Origin of the sequence: Bifidobacterium miconisargentati (assembly GCF_019331675.1) — a bacterium.
GTDB classification, from domain to species: Bacteria; Actinomycetota; Actinomycetes; order Actinomycetales; family Bifidobacteriaceae; genus Bifidobacterium; species Bifidobacterium miconisargentati.
The window spans coordinates 18,720-35,174 of sequence record NZ_JAHBBJ010000009.1 but is presented as its reverse complement, the minus strand read 5'-3'; the positions used below and the strand labels follow the sequence as shown (position 1 = coordinate 35,174).

12 protein-coding genes and 1 riboswitch are annotated in these 16,455 nt (G+C 65.3%); of the genes, 6 read left to right on the top strand and 6 right to left on the bottom strand.

Annotation, left to right across the window (positions count from 1 at the left end; all coding sequences use genetic code 11):
• Positions 1-112: 112 nt before the first annotated feature.
• A complete protein-coding gene (locus KIH81_RS06755) occupies positions 113-1,231 on the bottom strand; it encodes a hypothetical protein (protein ID WP_214304661.1) in 1,119 nt (372 codons plus the stop codon).
• 171 nt (positions 1,232-1,402) lie between these two features.
• Here KIH81_RS06755 and KIH81_RS06750 point away from each other — a divergent pair, with 171 nt between their 5' ends.
• Both KIH81_RS06750 and KIH81_RS06745 read left to right on the top strand, forming a co-directional pair.
• The gene (locus tag KIH81_RS06750; RefSeq protein WP_236029385.1) at positions 1,403-2,113 is read left to right on the top strand and encodes a response regulator transcription factor; all 711 of its coding nucleotides are present in this window, start codon (positions 1,403-1,405) and stop codon (positions 2,111-2,113) included.
• Positions 2,114-2,184: 71 nt separating this feature from the next.
• Positions 2,185-3,399 carry a sensor histidine kinase gene (locus KIH81_RS06745; protein WP_214304659.1) on the top strand — a complete coding sequence of 405 codons (1,215 nt, stop codon included), beginning with the start codon at positions 2,185-2,187 and terminating at the stop codon, positions 3,397-3,399.
• 15 nt (positions 3,400-3,414) lie between these two features.
• On the opposite strand, the gene KIH81_RS06740 is transcribed toward KIH81_RS06745, so the two are convergent.
• The 5 genes from KIH81_RS06740 to thiM form a co-directional block, all read right to left on the bottom strand.
• Positions 3,415-4,794 carry an MFS transporter gene (locus tag KIH81_RS06740; protein ID WP_214304658.1) on the bottom strand — a complete coding sequence of 460 codons (1,380 nt, stop codon included), beginning with the start codon at positions 4,792-4,794 and terminating at the stop codon, positions 3,415-3,417.
• 321 nt (positions 4,795-5,115) lie between these two features.
• Positions 5,116-5,499: a thiamine-binding protein gene (locus KIH81_RS06735; protein WP_214304657.1), complete on the bottom strand. Its 384-nt coding sequence runs from the start codon at positions 5,497-5,499 to the stop codon at positions 5,116-5,118.
• Positions 5,500-5,568: 69 nt separating this feature from the next.
• Complete coding sequence (thiD, locus tag KIH81_RS06730; protein WP_214304656.1) at positions 5,569-6,363, bottom strand: bifunctional hydroxymethylpyrimidine kinase/phosphomethylpyrimidine kinase; 795 nt, start codon at positions 6,361-6,363, stop codon at positions 5,569-5,571.
• 36 nt (positions 6,364-6,399) lie between these two features.
• Positions 6,400-9,147 carry a phosphomethylpyrimidine synthase ThiC gene (gene thiC, locus KIH81_RS06725; RefSeq protein WP_214304655.1) on the bottom strand — a complete coding sequence of 916 codons (2,748 nt, stop codon included), beginning with the start codon at positions 9,145-9,147 and terminating at the stop codon, positions 6,400-6,402.
• A 172-nt stretch (positions 9,148-9,319) separates the two neighbouring features.
• Positions 9,320-10,243, bottom strand: coding sequence for a hydroxyethylthiazole kinase (thiM, locus tag KIH81_RS06720; RefSeq protein ID WP_214304654.1), 924 nt, complete (start codon positions 10,241-10,243; stop codon positions 9,320-9,322).
• A riboswitch (TPP riboswitch) is annotated at positions 10,235-10,342 on the bottom strand. (Overlaps the previous gene by 9 nt.)
• A gap of 286 nt (positions 10,343-10,628) precedes the next feature.
• Between thiM and KIH81_RS06715 the strand changes: the two genes are divergently transcribed.
• The 4 genes from KIH81_RS06715 (at position 10,629) to ftsZ (ending at position 16,452) form a co-directional block, all read left to right on the top strand.
• Positions 10,629-12,050: a C1 family peptidase gene (locus KIH81_RS06715; RefSeq protein ID WP_214304653.1), complete on the top strand. Its 1,422-nt coding sequence runs from the start codon at positions 10,629-10,631 to the stop codon at positions 12,048-12,050.
• Between the two features lie 100 nt (positions 12,051-12,150).
• On the top strand, positions 12,151-13,623 hold the full coding sequence (locus KIH81_RS06710; protein WP_214304652.1) for a glycine--tRNA ligase: 1,473 nt from the start codon (positions 12,151-12,153) through the stop codon (positions 13,621-13,623).
• A 162-nt stretch (positions 13,624-13,785) separates the two neighbouring features.
• Positions 13,786-15,027: a tRNA dihydrouridine synthase DusB gene (dusB, locus tag KIH81_RS06705; protein WP_214304651.1), complete on the top strand. Its 1,242-nt coding sequence runs from the start codon at positions 13,786-13,788 to the stop codon at positions 15,025-15,027.
• A 174-nt stretch (positions 15,028-15,201) separates the two neighbouring features.
• Entirely contained in the window at positions 15,202-16,452 is a 1,251-nt protein-coding gene (gene ftsZ / locus KIH81_RS06700; protein WP_214304650.1) for a cell division protein FtsZ, read from the top strand.
• The last annotated feature ends 3 nt before the right edge of the window (positions 16,453-16,455 follow it).

The window sequence follows — 16,455 nt, the reverse complement described above, 5'->3', positions numbered from 1 at the left end:
CTTCCGCCACATCGGTTCCGTGCCACATCGCGCGGGAACCTATCTCCATTGTACGGAAAGCGCCTCTTACACAAGCGGGACGAGCGGGATTCATCCCCGCGATTTCCGCATCCTACGGCCGTGCTCCGTGTGTCCGGACCGTCGCGGCGATCCGCCGGATGAGCCACACCGCGCCGAACCCGAGGAAGGAGAACACTGCGAACACCACGGTGAAATGCCATACGTCCGACATCGACGACCAGTCGAAGGAACCGCCTTCAGCCGCTGGCTCGCACATGATGGCGAGCACGCAGACATCGTCGAACGGATGGATCAACACCACGAGCAACGGCACGGCCGCCAACGTGCAGACCAAAGGGAACAGCAGCGCCCGCCACGGATGGTCCAGCGACTCCTCGCGCGAGGCGTATGCGCCGCACGTCACCAACAGGACCGGCGGAATCACGAAATTGATGAGCAACGCACCGACCATCGCCGCTCCGCCGCCGGCGATCGCGCAGCCCAACAACGTGCCGTAGATCAAGACGACCGTCAGCCAGCAGCCGAACCGCACCGTATCCAGTCGGATCCATGCCAGCAGACGGCCGCTCGCGCTCGCCGGCGGCGGGTCCACGAACAGTTCACGCAGCCCATACCGGCCGATGGCGAAACAGACGAACGCGATCGCCGCATAGGCGGCCAGCAGTATCAGACAGCCTCCCAACGTGGTCGCCGCAAGCCGGAGTCCCTCGGTACGCATCAGCGCCAGCCAATCCGCGAACGGCAGATACCGCCAGTCGGCTCGGCCGCCGGGCATGAGCCGAAGGCTTGCCCAGCCGAAGCCGACCGGGCCGAGCAACGTGCTCGCCAACGGGAATGACAGGCTCCCGGAACGGATCGAACCGAGTATCAGATTGGCGAGTCCCAATCCCACCGGCCACAGCCCGATCATGCTGGTCTGCCAGGCGAACCCCGGCAGCATGGTCCTGGTGGTTTCCGAGGTGAGTGCCGGGTCGATGACGAACAGTCCCGATGCCCAGACGAGCAGTATCAGCAACATGCCCAGCGCGGCGATGCCGATGCCGTGCGCGCGATTCCATGTGAACCGAGGCAAGGCTGTGCGCCGTGCGCCGTCAACGGGGAAATTCGATGGGCGCGGGGAGCGGGAAGTCGATGGTGCAGAGGTCATGACGGCCTCCTTTCCTGCCGGCGTACCGGCATCCGGCCGATGAACCGCGATGTCCATCGGCATGTCTGGTGATTCCATCGTAGAACGGTGGCGGCCGGTGCGATGATGGTTGTCATAACCGTTGTGACAACGCGGGATACGGCGTGTCCGCACGTGGCACACTGGGATTGATGCACGGCATTGATGGCGTCCGTGTCACGCCACATGGAAGCAGTCGGGACGAGGAGGCATCGCATGATACGCATCGGCATCGTGGACAACGATCCGTATGCCCTCTCGGCATTGAGTGACGTGATCGAACGTCTGGACGCGGGATTCACGCTGGCCTGGACCGCCACATTGGGGGCCGTGGCCATCAGCCGTTGCCTGAACCCTGCCAAACGTCCGGACGTGCTCCTGACCGACATGTCCATGGGAGACGTGCCCGGCACCGAGGTCTGCCGTGCCATCCGACTCAAGACACCCGCCGTGGGATTGGTGGGAGTCACCTCATACGATCTCGCGTCCTTCAGGGACGAGGCGGCCCGGTGCGGCGCGCAGGCATTGGTCGGCAAAACCGATCTGCCCGGCATGGCGCTCGCCATCCGCAACGCCGCGCGGGGATTGCCCACCGATTCCCGCGCCACCGGTTTCGATGCCGATGGTGGGGAAGACGGCGCCGAAACCGATACCGACACCGCCGACGGCAGGCCGCCGTTCCTGGACGCCGCCAGCGCGCATACGCTGCTGGAGGATTCCGCCTACGCCGTCAGAGGGGCGCTGTCCGCCAAGGAACGCGACACGCTGCGCCTCTACGCCGAAGGCCTGACCACCAAGGAGATCGCCGGGCATCTCGGTATCAGCGGCGCCACCGTCGCCACATTCGAACGGCGGGCGCTCGTCAAACTCGGTGCCCGCAGTCGGGCCCACGCCATTTCCATCTGCATACGGCGCCACGAAATATAGGGGTGCCGCCGTCAACAGGGCAATCGTCCATATGCCAGGTCCGGCGGATAAGGAGACACGTCATGAGGCGGATGTACGAGCTCAGGCACAGCATCGACGCCATCGACGATCGCGTGCGCAACGCATGGCTGCTCGTGGCCGTGCTGGTCACGGCCCTGGTCTGTTCCGCCGAGACCTTGGGCGGCATATTGAACGGCGACATGACGATTACGGATGCCATCACCTCGTTCGTGTTCGTCGTGGCCGTCATCCTCATGGCGTTCCGCCCGGTCACTGGATGTGTATTGACCGGCATGGCATGGACGGTCCTCTGCCTTGCGGCGGCTCAGATGCCTTCGGCCACGTTGTTGTCCGTGCTGCTGGCGGTGGGCATCGCCGGATATGCTGACAGGCGGTTGGCGCTCGCGATCACCGCCGTCGCCATGCTGGCATGGTTCGTGGGGAATGCGAACCTCTCCGGCACGCGACTGCTGTTCGGTACCATCGCCATACGCGGCGTCATGCCGGTGATCGTCTTATTCCTCGGATTCCTCCTGGGCGGCGTGGCGGCCCGATGGAATCATGAACGGAGCATGGCGCAGGCGGAGCTGGACCACAGGAAAAGGCAGGAGCGTGCGGCGCGGGACATCCATGACTACGTGTCCAACGATCTGGCATATCTGATCCTGCGGTTCGACAAGGATATCGCCGACGGTAACGCGCCCTCCACGGAGGAACTGCGCGAATTGTGTCGGGTCGCCGCTGAGGCACTGGAGCGCACACATCAGGTCATCAGCGTCATCGAAGGACGAGACGCCGCGCAATCGAGTTGCGAAAGTGCTGTCGGGATGCGGAATGCGGGCTTGTCACAGGTCGGAGTCAGGAAACAAGCTGATTGTCCCTTGGCCGAGCAGGTGCGGAGCATCGCGGCGACAGGCGACCGGAGGCTCCGGGAACTGGGGTTCGAAGGACAGACGATTATTACCGATGCCGGGACCACTGCGGATTGCAGCGTACTCGTCGCCGGACTGTTGGAGGAACTGTACGGCAACGTGGCCAAACACGCCGACCCGGCACAGGGGTATGTGATGACGGTGGGCATCGGAACGGACGCCGTGCGCGTCGTCTGCACCGATACGCCGAAGGCCATGGGGACGGCGGGGGATATGGATGATGCTGCCCTGTCGTCGGGCACCGGCCTGAACCGGTACCGCAGGTTGCTGGAACAACAAAACGGCGTCCTGCATATCGAAATGCAGGACGCCGAATGGACGTTGTCAGCCGTCATACCGCTGACAACACATTGAGATTAACGAACCCGATCAGCCGACGGACTTCTGGGCGGTCTCCACACCGAAGAAGCCGACGATGAGCATCGAGGCGATGGCGATCACGGAGATGGACACGAAGATGGACGTGGCACCCAGCGAGACGAGCATCCAGCCCACCACCATAGGCATGAGCACGTTGAGCAGCTTGGCGATGGCGTTGGCCACGCCCACGCAGCGGAAACGAACCTTGGTGGCGAACAGCTCGGGGGCGTACACGGCCACCACGGAGGCCATGAGCACGTAGAGGCACATCATGAGCAGGAAGCCCACGATGATGGCGCCGGTGGTGGAGGTCTGGAAGGCGTAGAGCATGCCGAACACGCCGGTGAACAGGAAGGCCGGCACGATGGTGCGCTTGCGGCCGATGCGGTCGATGAGCAGGGAGCCGATGAGGCAGCCCACCGGGGCGCCGAGCATCATCATCGTGGAGGTGGTCAACGAGGCGGAAAGGTTGATGCCGCGCTTGACCAGGATGGTCGGCACCCAGGAGGTGAAGGCGTAGGAGCACACGTTGGTGGCGCTCACTGCCACGATGGCCACGAGCAGGCAGATACCGAGCGAACGGCCGCCTGCGTTGCGGGTGGAATCCGTCTTGGACGTCGCCACGGATTCGGCCGGTTCGGAACCATTGGCTTCAAGCTGCTTGACGATGGCGTCGGCCTCATCGTAACGGCCATGCACCGCGAGCCAACGCGGGGATTCGGGGATGTCGCGGCGCAGCCACCAGATCACGGCAGCCACCAGGCCGATGCCCACGAACAGCGGACGCCAGCTCCAGCGGGGGATGATGAACGCGCACAGCAGCATGGCGATCGGCACGCCGCAGTTGGCCACGAGCGAGACGATCGCGCACCAGTGGCCGCGGCGGTTCATCGGGGCGAACTCGTTGACCATGGCGAAGCCGGTCACGATCTCGGCGCCGAGGCCGAGGCCCGCGCCGAGGCGGCATAGGGAGAGAATGGCCATGTTTGGTGCGAACGCGCCAAGGAAGGTGAAGCCGCCGAAGAGCAGCAGGTTGATCTGGTAGGCCACGCGGCGGCCCTTCAGATCGCCCACGAAGCCGGCCAGCAGGGAGCCGACCAACAGGCCAAGGAAGCCCGCGGACATGAACGTGGAGTTCTGGGCCACGGTGGACCAGTGGGTGGACAGCGCGCTGGAAGCCACGGCGCTGCCGATGTATACGTCGATGCTGTCCATCAGCATGCCGGCCGCCACCAAGGCGACGATGCGATGGAACATCGGGGTTTCATGCGCGCGATCCACGCGCGAGATGATTTCTTCTACCTGAGCGCGATTCGCGGCGGCCTCACGCGCCTGCGTGGAATTCATGGCCGTGGAATTGCGGGAAATCTGCTGTTCTGCAGCAGTCATAATGAGCGCCTCTTCTACATCCTGCCCGACGGCAACCGCTCAACGGTATATTGCCGGCGGACGAACTCTTGACTTCGCCCGTGATCCCGTTCTCCCTCCCATTGTGTGGGATGGGCGTCGGATGCGGGCGGCGTCTTGAATTCACCTACGGTGGGCAATCGTTGTGAGATTGCCCACGTACGTCAGGAAAGAACTATAGGTGCGCTCCCGCAGGCTGCTCGGCGACGGCCACATTGTGAACGGTAACCGTCAGAGGAAACAACGCAAAAGGGCGGCCCGATAAGGGTCGCCCTGAAATCATGACGTCACGGTAACCGCGGACTACTGCCGCGCCTGCTGCTTCGCCGCCAGAATCTCGTCCACCAGCTTCGGTTTCTCCGTGAGCTGCCCGGTGAAGCCGGGACGGATGTCCATGTGCAGTACCAGCGACGTGCGGTAGCCCTGCTCCGCGAGCTTCTTGGCGGCCTCGCCGGCCACCTTGAGCACGTCGTCCAGATCGCCCTCCACGTTGGTGAACAGCGCGTTGGTCTCCTGCGGCAGGCCCGATTCGCGGATCACCTCGATGGCCTGCGACACGTACGGCGAGACCTCCGAACCCACGCCTGCGGCAGACACCTGGATGGCGGCCACGGTGTTGAGGTACGGCTTGCCGGTGACCGGATCGACCGGCACTTCCTGCCTGACGGCGTTGCGGTCAAGAACCATGGGGTATTCCTTCCTATACGTGGGTGGCTCCCCTCGGCAAAGCGAAGGGAGCCACCGATTACCGATGCGTCAGCGATACTTCCAGAAGTGATCCATCGGACCGGAGCCCTGGCCCAGGTCCAGCATGGCCTTGAGCGCGCCGGTCAGGTACTTCTTGGCGTGCTTGATGGCCTTGGGCAGCGAGTCGCCCTGCGCCAGGTAGGCTGCGATGGCGGAGCTCAGCGTGCAGCCGGTGCCGTGGGTGTTCGGGTTGTCGATGCGTTCGCCGTCGAACCAGGTCACGGTGCCGTCGGTCTCCACCAGCACGTCGTTGGCGTCCTCGGTGCCGTGGCCGCCCTTGACGAGCGCCGCGCAGCCGAACTTGTCCACGATGCGGCGGGCCGCGGCCTCCATGTCCTCCTGGTCGTGGATCAGCGTGTCCGTGAGCACCTCGGCCTCGGGGATGTTCGGCGTGACCACCGTGGCCATCGGGAACAGACGGCCGGTCAGCGCGGCGATGGCGTCGTCGCTGATGAGCTTGGCTCCCGAAGTGGCCACCATCACCGGGTCGAGCACGATGTTCGTGGCGTGGTGGGCGGTCAGACGGTCGGCGATGGTGTCGATGATGTCGGTCGCGGAGACCATGCCGATCTTCACGGCCAGCGGTGGGATGTCCTCGAAGACCATGTCGATCTGGTCGGCCAGGATCTCCGGCTTGGTGTCCTGGATGGAACGCACGCCGGTGGTGTTCTGCGCGGTGAGCGCTGTGATGGCGCTCATGCCGAACACGCCGCAGGCCATCATGGTTTTGAGATCGGCCTGCATGCCGGCGCCACCGGAGGAATCCGATCCGGAGATGGCGAGTACGGGCGGCAACGTGGACATGGTTCTTCCTTTCTTCCGTGTGAAGTCGGCTTTATGTTACTGCGCGCTCTGGTACAGCTTGGAGCCGCCCTCCTGGAACCTGCGGCTCATCTCGGCCATGCCGGCTTGGATGTCCTCGGCGGTGGCGGTAGCGCCGGCGGAAGCCGGGGTGCTCATCGCGCCGCGGGCCTCCTGCGCGGAGGGAATCTTTCCGGCGAGCGTGTCGGCCACGAGCTGCTCCTGGGCCGCCGCGCCGCCGAACTGCTTGCGGATGTTCTGCGAGATGGCCATCGAGCAGAACTTCGGGCCGCACATCGAGCAGAAGTGCGCCATCTTGGCCGGTTCGGCGGGCAGCGTCTCGTCATGGAAGGCGATGGCGGTGTCCGGATCGTAGGAGAGGTTGAACTGGTCGAGCCAACGGAATTCGAAGCGGGCCTTGGAGATGGCCAGGTCGCGGTCCTGCGCGTGCGGGTGGTGCTTGGCGATGTCCGCCGCGTGGCAGGCGATCTTGTAGGCGATCACGCCCTGCTTGACATCGTCCTTGTTCGGCAGACCGAGGTGCTCCTTCGGGGTCACGTAGCACAGCATGGCGGTGCCGTAGCGGGCGATCTCCACGCCGCCGATGGCGGAGGTGATGTGGTCGTAGCCGGGCGCGGTGTCCGTGGTCAGCGGGCCGAGCGTGTAGAACGGGGCGTCCTTGCAGATCGCCTTCTCCATCTCGATGTTCATGCGCACGGTGTCGAACGGGATGTGGCCCGGGCCCTCGATCATCACCTGCACGTCCTTGGCCCACGCGCGCTGGGTGAGCTCGCCCAGGGTCATGAGCTCGGCGAGCTGCGCCGCGTCGTTGGCGTCCGCGAGGGAGCCGGGGCGCAGGCCGTCGCCCAGCGAGAACGCCACGTCGTACTTGGCGAAGATGTCGCACAGCTCGTCGAAGTGGGTGTACAGGAAGCTCTCCTGATGGTGCTGCAGGCACCATTCGGCCATGATCGAACCGCCGCGGGAGACGATGCCGGTCACGCGGTTGGCGGTCAGCGGCACGAAGCGCAGCAGCACGCCGGCGTGGATGGTCATGTAGTCCACGCCCTGCTCGCACTGTTCGATCACGGTGTCGCGGAACAGCTCCCAACTGAGCTTGGAGGCGTCGTCCTCGACCTTCTCGAGCGCCTGGTACATCGGCACGGTGCCGATCGGCACGGGGGAGTTCCTGAGGATCCACTCGCGCGTGGTGTGGATGTCGTTGCCGGTCGAGAGGTCCATGACCGTGTCGGCGCCCCACTTGGTGGCCCAGGTCAGCTTCTCCACCTCCTCGTCGATGGAGGAGGTCACGGCCGAGTTGCCCATGTTGGCGTTGAGCTTGGTCAGGAACGCGGATCCGATGATCATCGGCTCGGCTTCCGGATGGTTGATGTTGCACGGCATCACCGCGCGGCCGGCGGCGAGCTCCGAACGAACGAGTTCCACGTCGCAGTTCTCGCGTTCGGCCACGTACTTCATCTCGGGGGTCACGATGCCGTGGCGGGCGTACCACATCTGGGTCACCGGGTGGTCCTTGGCGCGCATCGGCTGGTGCGTGCGGCCACGCCATTCCTTGGTGGCGCGGCCGCGCTTGATGGCGCGCTTGCCGTCGTCCTCCAGATTGCGGGCGCGGCCCTCGTACTCCTCGACGTCGCCGCGATCCTTGATCCAGTCGAGGCGCAGGGGCTTCAGGCCCTCCTTCGGATCGCACTTGGGGCCTTCGGTGTTGTAGTCAATGAACGGCGGGTTCGGTCCCACACCGGGCGTGTCCGAGAGCTTGATCTCGGTGTACGGCACCTCAAGCTCGTAGGAGCCGAACTGGTTCTCGAAATGCACGGGCTTGGTCTTGCGGATGTGCGCTTTGTCGCGCTGGGCCGAGCCGCGGGCGGCGATGTCCACGCGCTGCTGCTTGGCGAGTTTCTGCGCGGCCTTGGCTTCCTTGGCGTTGGTGAACTGCTTGTCGGCGGCCTCGCTACCGGCGGGTGCGGTGCCCTCCTGGGCGGCCTGCGTGTCCGCCGCGGGGGAGTGGGTCACGATGCGCTTGGCATAGCCGTGCTTCGCTTCGCCGCGCACGGCCTTCCAGCCCTCGACCATCGCGCGGGTGGTCGCCTCGGGATCGTCGGCGCCGGCGATGGCAGAGACCGCGAACCAGCCTGCCGCCTTGGTGTGCGCCAGCATGTCCATGTCGGCCGCGGTCACACCGCCGCCCACCACCACCGGGAAGTCGCAGGCGGCGCAGATGGTGTCGATCTGCTTGGCGTCCAGCGTCTTGCCGGAACCGTCGTTGCCGCCCACGGAGGCCTCCGGCTTGGTGGCGGAGACGTGCAGCGGGCCGGCGCCGATGTAGTCGATGCAGCCGTCCGGTAGTTCGTTGATGAGCTTGACCAGCGCCTCGGTCTCGGCGGACAGGCCCACGATGGCGTCGTCGCCGAGCAATGCGCGGGCTTCGCGCGGCTCCATGTCGGTCTGGCCGATGTGCACGCCGTCCACCTTGATGCCCTTGCGACGAGCCTGCCAGACCACGTCCGCGCGGTCGTCGATCACGAAGGCCACGGAGTCGGACTTGTCGTTGTCCTCGATGATCTGGGCGATGTCCTGGGCCATCGCGGTCAGTTCGGAGGCATCCGCGTGCTTGGCGCGCAGCTGCAGGAAGGTCGCGCCGCCGCGCAGTGCCTGGTCCACCACGTCGGTCAGCGGGCGGCCCTTGCAGTCCTCGGGGCCCACCACGAAGTACGCGGACAGGTCGAACGAGTCGCGCATGGATGCGTACGGGTATTCGTTGCTCATTGGTTGTTCCTTTGATTGATTGAAATCTTGGCTCCCCTCTTTGAGGGGAGCTGGCCGCGAAGCGGACTGAGGGGAGCTCATGAAGTCCTAGCCGTTCTCTCCTCAATCGCCTACGGCGATGGTGCTTTGTAAGGTGATGAAGCCGGAATATCGACTACTTGAATTCGCGCGATCAGTACGCCAGAATCTCCGAATCGGCCACCTGTTCGGGTGTGAGGTTCCACAGCGCATCGAGCAGATGCACCTGGAACGAGCCCGGCCCCTCGGCCTTGGCCTCGGCCGCTTCGGCCGCGCGGTTGTACAGCAGGGAGGTGGCCAGGGCGGCCGTCAGCGGCTCGGCCACGGCCAGATACGTGGCGGTCACGCCGCCCAGCGAGCACCCCGCACCGGTGATCTTGGCCATCAGCGCGCTGCCGCCCGGCAGCCGGTACACCCGCTCGCCGTCGGTCACGAGGTCCACGGCACCGGATACGGCCACGGCGGCTTTGCCCGCAGGCGCCGAATCCGCAAGGAAGCGTGCCAGACGCTTCGCCGGCTCCACGGCGGCGTCCACCTCATCCACCGACTCCACGCCGGCCGGCCGGCTCGTCCCGTCATCCTCGGTGGCAAGCCCCCACATGGCGGTCAGGGCGATGATCTCCGAGGCATTGCCGCGCACGATGGTCGGGGGAGCGGCGCGGAACGCGCGCAGGATCTCGGTGCGGGTCTTGCCGATGCCGGCCGCCACCGGGTCGAGCACCCACTTGTGCCCGCTCTTATGGAACGCGCGTGCGATCTGCGGCAGCGCCTCCGCATAGAACGGCAGCAGCGTGCCCACGTTGATATAGTCCGCGCCGGAAATGGAGGCCGTGTCGATCACGTCGTCCGGCAGGAAGCTCATGGCTGCCGTGCCGCCGGCCGCGAGCTGCGCGTTGGCCACCAGGTTGATGGTCACGAAGTTGGTGAACGACTGTGCCAACGGCGTCCTGGCCTTGACATCGCGCACCGCCTGCGCGATGGAGGCCCGCAAAGCAGTCAGATCGGCCTGCCCGTCCGCATGCGCGTCGTCGTTCAGTTGATTGGATGTACCACAATGTACGTGCGAATCATCGCTCATATCACTGCTCCCTACGATGGTCTTAACCAACAGGTTCAAAGGGTCAGGCGCGAAGCCATTCTCAACCCGCCGTTGACGCGGGTCCCCCTGCATTACGCAGCCCAACGTATGCCCGAATCCAGACAATTTCGTCACAAAATCGCACGGAATCGTTGATTTGCGGCCATTGCCTCTGGCGCGTCGCCCGCCGCTGTGGTATTGGGGCGGCACTCAGGATTTTGGCTCACCTCGATGAGGGGAGCTGGCCGCGAAGCGGACCGAGGGGAGACCGGCCGGATGGCTTTCGGCAATCATATGGTGTCAGGTCTCTCCTGCAGCCGCTCATCCCGCCCCGGCCCGTGTAGGATGAAACCGTTTGCGTGAGCCCATCCACAGGGGAGGAACCATGACCGATCAATCCGCCGTCGATATCGAACAGATCAGGGACTATTCGCGCGCGTTCAACGCCGACCGCGCCAATCTCGTGGCCGCCAACGCCGCCGTCTCCACCGGCGTGCTCGCCGCCGCCACCGATTACCAGGGCCTGCGCGCCCTGCCGCGCGACTTCTCCGTCGAGCTCAAGCAGGGTTCGATCACCAACCAGGAACGTTCCGGCCGTTGCTGGATGTTCGCGTCCCTGAACACCCTGCGCTACGAGCTCATGCACCGCTGGAACCTCGAGGACTTCGAGTTCTCCGAAACCTACCTTTTCTTCTGGGATGCCATCGAGAAGTCCAACACCTATCTCGAGCATGTGCTGGAAACCCTGGACGAGCCCACCGACTCCCGCATCTTCGAAGTCATCAATGACGGCCCGTCCGACGACGGCGGCTGGTGGCAGATGTTCGCCGCGCTGGTGAACAAGTACGGCCTCGTGCCCAAGTCCGCCTACCCCGAATCCGCGAACTCCCGCGATTCCGACTCCTTCAAGCAGTACCTCAACACCAAGTTGCGCGAGTTCGCCGCCGATCTGCGCCGCCGTCACGAGGCCGGCGAGGCGCTGGACGCCCTGCGTGAGGCCAAGCGTGAGGACATGGCCACCGTCTACCGCATCTGCGCGATCGCGCTCGGCGAGCCGCCGGCGGCGTTCGACTTCCTGGCCCGCGTCAAGGACGACGATGACGACAAGGACGGCGAGTCGGACAAGGCCGGCAAGGCCGAACAGTCCAAGCAGGAATCCGGCATGGACGAGCGCAGGCAGATCCGCGAAACCGGCATCACCCCGATGGAGTTCTACCGCAAGTACGTGCCGGTGGACGTCAACGACTTCGTGACCATCTCCAACGCCCCGATGAAGCGCACCCCGTTCAACACGCGCTACCGCATCCGCTACACCGCGAACGTCATCGAGGCAGGCGACATGGAATTCGTCAACGTGCCGCTTGATGTGTTCAAGAAGGCCGCCGTGGACCAGCTCAGGGCCGGCCACCCGATCTGGTTCGCCTGCGACTGCATGCAGTTCGCGCTGCGCGGCGAAGGCGTCTTCGACCGCGACACCGTGCGCGTGGACCAGCTCTTCGGCACCGAATTCACGTTCGACAAGGCGGACGGCCTCGAATACGGCGACCGCCCCAGCAACCACGCGATGACCCTCACCGGCGTGAACCTGGATGACAACGGCAAGCCGAATCGCTGGAAGATCGAGAACAGCTGGGGCAAGGACAACGGCAAGGACGGCTACTATGTGGCCTCCGACGCCTGGTTCGACCAGTTCGTCACCGAAATCATCATCCGCAAGGACATGCTCGACGAGGCGACGCTCAAGCTCGCCCAGGCCGAACCGGTCGAGCTTGACCCCTGGCAGCCCCTCACCCGCCCCTGCCGCTGATTTTCGCAATTCCCAGGGTATGGAAGGGATGTAGGGGAGTGCCGCTATCCTGAAGCGGTTGTAACCAAGTCCCCAAACCGTTCAAACCAGAAGGTGCATTGTGGCTCAATCCAAACTCGATGAAGTCGTATCCCTTGCGAAGCGTCGCGGCTTCGTGTTCCCCGCCGGCGAGATCTACGGCGGCACCCGTTCCGCTTGGGATTACGGTCCTCTCGGCGTCGCGCTGAAGGACAACATCAAGCGCGAATGGTGGCGTTCCATGGTCGTCACCCGCCCCGACGTGGTGGGCGTCGACACCTCCATCATCCTGCCGCCCGAGGTGTGGGTCGCTTCCGGCCACGTGAGCGTCTTCAACGATCCGCTCGTCGAGTGCCTCAACTGCCACAAGCGCAACCGCGCGGACAAGCTCGAGGAGTCCTACGCCGAGAAGCACGGCGACAAGATGCCCGAGAACGGCATGAAGGACATCGTCTGCCCGAACTGCGGCACCCGCGGCGAGTGGACCGAACCGCGCGACTTCAACATGATGCTGCGCACCCACCTGGGTCCGGTCGAGGACGAGAACAGCCTGCACTACCTGCGCCCGGAGACCGCCCAGGGCATCTTCGTGGACTTCAAGAACGTGATGACCTCCTCCCGTTCCAAGCCGCCGTTCGGCATCGCCAACATGGGCAAGTCCTTCCGTAACGAGATCACGCCCGGCAACTTCATCTTCCGCACCCGCGAGTTCGAGCAGATGGAGATGGAGTTCTTCGTGGCCCCCGGCACGGATGAGGAATGGCACCAGTACTGGATCGACGCCCGTACCCAGTGGTACCTGGACCTCGGCGTCAAGCCGGAGAACCTGCGCCACTACGAGCACCCGAAGGAGAAGCTGGCCCACTACTCCAAGCGCACCGTGGACATCGAATACAAGTTCGGTTTCCAGGGCTCCGACTGGGGCGAGCTCGAGGGCGTGGCCAACCGCACCGACTTCGACCTGTCCGCGCACGCCAAGCACTCCGGCGAGGATCTGAGCTACTTCAACCAGGCCACCGGCGAGAAGTACGTGCCGTACGTCATCGAGCCGGCCGCCGGCCTGACCCGCTCCCTCATGTGCTTCCTGGTGGACGCCTACGACGTGGACGAGGCCCCGAACACCAAGGGCGGCGTGGACAAGCGCACCGTGCTGCGCCTCGACCCGCGCCTGGCCCCCATCAAGGCCGCCGTACTGCCGCTGTCCAAGAAGCCGGAGCTGCAGGAGGTGGCCCAGAACCTCGCCGCCGACCTGCGCTTCAACGAGTGGATGATCGACTATGACGAGTCCGGCGCCATCGGCCGCCGCTACCGTCGCCAGGACGAGATCGGCACCCCGCTGTGCATCACCGTGGACTTCGACACCCTCGACGACCACGCCGTGACCATCCGCGAGCGCGACACCATGGCCCAGGAGCGCGTCTCCCTGGACAAGGTGGCCGACTACGTCTCCGCCCGCATCGGCGAGAAGCGCACCCGCGTGCCGCTGAAGCCCGTCGAGATGGGCGGCGAGCCCTGGCCTGCCTCCGGCATCCAGGAAGCCGGCGGCCTGTACTGATCGGCCGGCACGGAAGAGATATCGATTCTGGCTCCCCTCGCTGAGGGGAGCTGTCACCGTAGGTGACTGAGGGGAGCGCATTCCGCTATGGAATCCTCCCCTCAGTCTTGCAAAGCAAGGCAGCTCCCCTCAGCGCGGGGAGTCGAACTATGTAGGAACAACGTGACAGACAACCCCGAAACCGTCATCGCAGCACCGCACGAGACCGACAACCTCGACCCGCGCACGGATGCGCCGGCCCGTGCGTCCGAACCCGTGCATATCGCCCCCGTCAGGCTCGGCGATATCACCGTGCCCACACCGGTCGTGCTCTCGCCCATGGCGGGCGTGACCAACTGGCCGTTCCGCGTGATCTGCGAGGAGTACGGCCCCGACGGCCTCTATGTGGCTGAGATGATCACCGCGCGCGCACTGGTGGCGCGCAACCCCAAGGCCCTGCGTCTGTGCCACTTCGCGCCCAGCGAGAAGATCCGCTCGCTCCAGCTGTACGGTGTGAACCCCTCCATCACCGAACAGGCGGCGAAAATCGTGGTGGACGAGGGCATGGCCGACCATGTGGATCTCAACTTCGGCTGCCCGGTGCCCAAGGTCACCCGTCGCGGCGGCGGTTCGGCGCTGCCTTGGAAGACGGACATCTTCACCGAGCTCATCCAGCGCGTGGTCGCCGTGTGCGAGCCCGCCGGCATCCCCGTCACGGCCAAGATCCGCGTGGGCATCGACCACGAGCACGAGACCTTCCTGGAAGCCGGGCACATCGCCCAGGAGGAAGGCTGCCGCGCGGTGACCCTGCATGCCCGCACCACCGCCGAATACTATGGTGGCCACTCCGACTGGTCCCGCATCGGCGAGCTCAAGAGCAGCCTTGACATCCCTGTGTTCGGCAACGGCGACATCTGGGGCGCCGAGGACGCGCTTGAAATGGTGCGCGAGACCGGTTGCGACGGCGTGGCCATCGGCCGAGGCTGCCAGGGACGCCCGTGGCTGTTCGCCAACATCAAGAACGCCTTCGCCGGCAACCCCGAACGACTCAACCCGAATCTCGGCGAGGTCTGCCGGGTGATCCACCGTCACGCCGAACTGCTCACCGAGTTCTACGAGGGCGACGAGATGATGGCCGTGCATGACCTGCGCAAGCACATCGCTTGGTATCTCAAGGGATTCCCGGTGGGCGGCTCCACGCGCAAGGCCTTCATGGAATGCGAGAGCCTGGCGGACGTGGACCGCGAGATCGGCCGCCTGGACCCGACCATCGAATACCCGCCGCGCGTGGTGGACAAGCCGCGCGGCCGCGTGCGGTTCGCCAAGAAGGTCCACCTGCCCTACGGCTGGCTTGATTCGCGCACCACCACCCATGAGGAGCGTGAGGCCCTCTTCGGCGACGACCCGATGGACGCCAGCTACTGACCGCACGCCGTGCGGAACCGGTCCGGAGGACGCCCCGGACCGGAAAAACGGCAAACGTACGCAAAAAGACGAAAATATCCACACAACACGCGCGGTTGGGCGTGTGAATTTCCCCCAGGCAGTAGCCTAGGTGCGCTACTCTTGGGTGTAACCGTGAAGTGACAGGAGCCAAACGTGAGCGAGATCGCGCAGACAGAGTTCAACGACAAGACCAACATCAAGGTCGTCGGCGTCGGTGGTGCCGGCGGAAACGCCGTTAACCGCATGATCGCCGAAGGCTTGCAGAACGTCGAGTTTGTAGCGGTAAACACCGACGCGAAGGATCTCCTCCGCTCCGACGCGGACGTGAAGATCTCCCTGTCCGACCAGACCAGCCGCGGGCTCGGCGCCGGAGCCGACCCGGAGAAGGGCGCCAAGGCCGCCCAGGATCACCAGTCCGACATCGAGGAGGCCCTGAAGGGCTCCGACATGGTCTTCGTCACCTGCGGCGAGGGCGGCGGTACCGGTACCGGCGCCAGCCCGATCGTGGCCCGTGCGGCCCACCAGCAAGGCGCCCTGACCATCGCCGTGGTCACCCGTCCGTTCAGCTTCGAGGGCCCGCAGCGCGCCGCCTCCGCCGACTACGGCATCGACAACCTGCGCAAGGAGGTCGACGCCCTCATCGTCATCCCGAACGACCGATTGCTGGAGCTTTCCGATCGTTCCATCGGCATCATCGAGGCCTTCAAGACCGCCGACACCGCACTGCTGGCCGGCGTGCAGGGCATCACCGACTTGATTTCCGCGAATTCGTACATCCACGTCGACTTCAACGACGTGAACTCCATCCTGCGCGGCGCCGGCACCGCACTGTTCGGCATCGGTTCGGCGCGGGGCGAGGATCGCGCCACCCAGGCCGCCGAAATCGCCATCAGCTCCCCGCTGCTTGAGGAAAGCATCGAGGGCGCCCACGGTGCGCTCATCAACATCGCCGGCCCCACCGACCTGAAGCTGCAGGAGGCCTCCGCCGCCACCGAGCTGGTCCGCAAGGCCATCCACCCCGAAGCCCAGATCATCTGGGGTCTCGCGCTGGACGACGCCTACGGCGACGAGGTGCGCGTCACGGTCATCGCCGCCGGTTTCGACCCGGTCTCCGCCCAGGAAGCCGCCCAGCAGCAGAAGCCGGTGAGCCCCGTGGTGCCCACCAGCGCGCTGAGCCATCCGCCGGTCCGCCAGGCCACCGCGCCGCAGACCACTGCCGCCGCCCAGCCCCAGCCGGCCGTGCAGCAGCCCGCGGTGTCCCAGCCGCGTCCGGCCACGACCCAGCCGACGTACGCGCCCAGCACCCCGGCCTCGCTGCCGTTTGACGACCCGACCACCGAACGTCCGGCCGTCGCCCCGAGCGACCCGATGGGCGATCTCGACATTCCCGACTTCCTGCGCTGAAGC